Origin of the sequence: Thiorhodospira sibirica ATCC 700588 (assembly GCF_000227725.2) — a bacterium.
GTDB lineage: Bacteria > Pseudomonadota > Gammaproteobacteria > Ectothiorhodospirales > Ectothiorhodospiraceae > Thiorhodospira > Thiorhodospira sibirica.
This window is the reverse complement of the sequence record NZ_MU255057.1, coordinates 1-3,715: the sequence shown is the minus strand read 5'-3', so window position 1 is coordinate 3,715 and position 3,715 is coordinate 1. Positions and strand designations below refer to the sequence as shown.

Genomic DNA, 3,715 nt, shown 5'->3' with positions numbered 1-3,715 from the left:
GCCCCGCCCAACCAAACCCTCCTCTTCAGCCAATGGCTCTCCCGCGAAGCCAAAGGCGCCAACACCATCAAACGCGACATGCCCATCATGTGCATCATCGGCAACCCGCCCTACTCAGTGAGTAGCGCCAACACCGGCGAGTGGATCAACCACTTAATGATGGATTACAAGCGTGATCTTAAAGAACGTAATATTCAGCCACTTTCAGACGATTACATCAAATTCATCCGCTTTGCCCAACACCTGATTGAAAAAACCGGTGAAGGTATTATCGGCGTCATTACAAACAACAGCTTTCTTGACGGACTCATTCATCGTCAAATGCGCAAATCAATGCTGGAAACATTTGATAAAATATATATTATTGATCTACATGGCAGTACAAAAAAGAAAGAAGTGACACCAGATGGCAAGCCCGATAAAAATGTTTTTGACATACAGCAAGGTGTCGGTATCACCATTGCCCTCAAAAAGAAAGGCTCTCGCAGCGTTTTAGCAGAGGTGCATCATATTGATATGTGGGGTGAGCGCAAAGCAAAGCACGCAGAATTAGAAAAATTAATGCTGAGCGAAATGCAATTTAAAAAAATCTCACCAGAAAAGCCAAATTATTTCTTTATTCCAAAAGATTTTGAGCAGCAAAAAAAATACGAAGAAGGCTTTAAGGTTGATAATTTTATGCCAATAAATTCATCTGGCATAAAAACACATCGTGATAATTTTGTTATAGATATAGATAAGCTTTCCCTAGAAAATCGCTTAAAGCGTTTTTTCGATAAATCTGCAGCTGACGAAATTATTCGTGCTGAAATGAAGCTAAAAGACAATAGAGATTGGAGCCTCTCAGATTCGAGAAAAAGTAATTCCTTCAATGCAGAAAAAGTTACATTATGCAGCTATCGTCCATTTGATAGCAGATTCATATATTATGATTCATGTGTAATTGATTTTGATAGAATGAGAGTGATGCATAATTTATTGAAAAATAAAGAAAATTTTGGATTGCAGCTTTGCAGGCAATTTAGAGGAAAAGCATACCAGCATTGCTTGGTACATAACTTTGTTTCTGATATGTGCTACGTGTCATTAAACACGTCTGAAACTGGCTACACAATGCCCCTCTACCTCTACCCCACTGACCAAGACATCGACCAAACGCGCCGCGTCAACTTCGACCCCGCGCTCTACGCCAAACTGCAAACGCTGGCCACCCATCCCGACCACGGCACCCCTGACGAACTCAACGTCTTCGACTACCTCTACGGCGTACTGCACAGCCCCGCCTACCGCCAAACCTACGCCGAATTCCTCAAAATCGACTTCCCCCGCATCCCCTGGCCCACCAGCCCCCAACAATTCTGGGACATCGCCGCCAAAGGCAACCAACTCCGCCAACTGCATCTGATGGAACCCGCCGCCATCGGCCCCACCCCCTACCCCTTCACCGGCGACGGCGATAACATCATCAACACACCGCGTTATACCGACGGCAAAATCTACATCAACGCCCAGCAATACTTCGACAACGCCCCCGAAATCGCCTGGAACTTCTACATCGGCGGCTACCAACCCGCCCAAAAATGGCTCAAAGACCGCAAAGGCCGCACCCTCAACTTTGAAGAAGTCAAACACTACCAACGCATCATCAAAGTCCTCAGCGAAACCCAACGCATCATGCACACCCTTCACATGGATCTCTAACCGTGCAAACACCTCCGGAGCGCCGAGTTACACTCGGCTGGCTTTTAGTGCGTGTTCTGACTGGCCGAGTACAACTCAGCGCTCCCCGTGGCGGCATCTTCCAGATGCCGCTTAAAAAAAAGCGACGGCTGGAAGCCGCCGCCACACCTCCCAAAAATACAGTAAACTCCCCCACACAACCCAACAACAAACACCACAAGGAGCCGTCCATGAGCCGGATCAGCGACTTCATCCAACGCATTCACACCACCCACCAAAGCGGCCACGCCACCGAACACTCCTACCGCGCCGCGCTGGAAAGCCTGCTCAACAGCCTAGACCCCAGCATTCGCGCCATCAACGAACCCAAGCGCATCGCCTGCGGCGCCCCCGACTTCATCATCCAGCGCAACGACATCGTCATCGGCCACCTCGAAGCCAAAGACCTCAGCATCAACCTGCGCACCCTCAAAGACAGCAACAAAGCCCAACTCGACCGCTACCGCAAAGCCCTTCCCAACCTCCTCTACACCAACGGCCTGGACTGGGACTACTACCGCAACGGCGAACGCCTGAAAACCCTCACCATCGCCAGCCTGCAAAACGGCCACATCCAGCCCCACCCCGAACACTACCAAAGCCTCGACAACCTGCTGCGCGACTTCATCGTCCAACGCCCGCAAACCATCACCAAACCCCAAGACCTGGCCGAACGCATGGCCGGCAAAGCCCTGCTCATCAAAGATATCCTCCACAACACCCTACAAGCCGACACCCACCCCGAACACGAACTCACCGGCCAATACCACGCCTTCAAAGAACACCTCATCCATGACATCAGCCCCGCCGACTTTGCCGACCTCTACGCCGAAACCATCGCCTACGGCCTGTTTGCCGCCCGCCTCCACGACACCCGCCTTGACACCTTCAGCCGCCAGGAAGCCCTCGAACTTTTGCCCAAATCCAACCCCTTCCTGCGCTCACTATTCGGCTACATCGCTGGCGTAGAACTTGATGACCGCATCGCCTGGATCATCGACGACCTCGCCGACGTCTTCCAGGCCGCCGATGTCAAAAGCCTCCTCGCCCACTTTGGCAAACTCACCGGCCAACACGACCCCTTCCTCCACTTCTACGAAACCTTCCTCGCCGCCTACAACCCCGCCAAACGCAAAGCCCGAGGCGTATGGTACACCCCCGAACCCGTCGTCCAATGCATCGTGCGCGCCGTAGACGACCTCCTGCAACATGAATTCGGCCTGCCCGACGGCCTGGCCGACACCAGCACCCTCACCCTCGACCACTGGGAAACCGGCCAAACCGACAAAAAAGGCCGCCGCCAAACCATCAAAAAAACCCTCCACCGCGTACAAATCCTCGACCCCGCCACCGGTACCGGCACCTTCCTTGCCGAGGTCATCAAACGCATCGCCCCCAAAATCCAGGGCATCGCCCCCGGCCTGTGGTCCCAATACCTCGAACAAGACCTCATGCCCCGCCTCCACGGCTTTGAAATCCTCATGGCCTCCTATGCCATGTGCCACATGAAACTCGACATGATCCTCACCGACATGGGCTACCAACCCACCGCCAGCGCCCCGCGCCTATCGGTGTATCTCACCAACGCCCTCGAAGAAGGCGCCCCGCCCAACCAAACCCTCCTCTTCAGCCAATGGCTCTCCCGCGAAGCCAAAGGCGCCAACACCATCAAACGCGACATGCCCATCATGTGCATCATCGGCAACCCGCCCTACTCAGTGAGTAGCGCCAACACCGGCGAGTGGATCAACCACTTAATGATGGATTACAAGCGTGATCTTAAAGAACGTAATATTCAGCCACTTTCAGACGATTACATCAAATTCATCCGCTTTGCCCAACACCTGATTGAAAAAACCGGTGAAGGTATTATCGGCGTCATTACAAACAACAGCTTTCTTGACGGACTCATTCATCGTCAAATGCGCAAATCAATGCTGGAAACATTTGATAAAATATATATTATTGATCTACATGGCAGTACAAAAAAGAAAGA

The 3,715-nt window shown here is 51.9% G+C and carries 2 protein-coding genes; both read left to right on the top strand.

Annotated features, from left to right (window positions below; all coding sequences use genetic code 11):
* On the top strand, nt 1-1,701 hold a 1,701-nt coding region (locus THISIDRAFT_RS13540; RefSeq protein ID WP_221914053.1), incomplete at its 5' end, for a type ISP restriction/modification enzyme.
* Nucleotides 1,702-1,910: 209 nt separating this feature from the next.
* Nucleotides 1,911-3,715: N-6 DNA methylase (locus THISIDRAFT_RS13535; RefSeq protein ID WP_221914052.1), on the top strand; the 1,805-nt coding region annotated here is incomplete at its 3' end.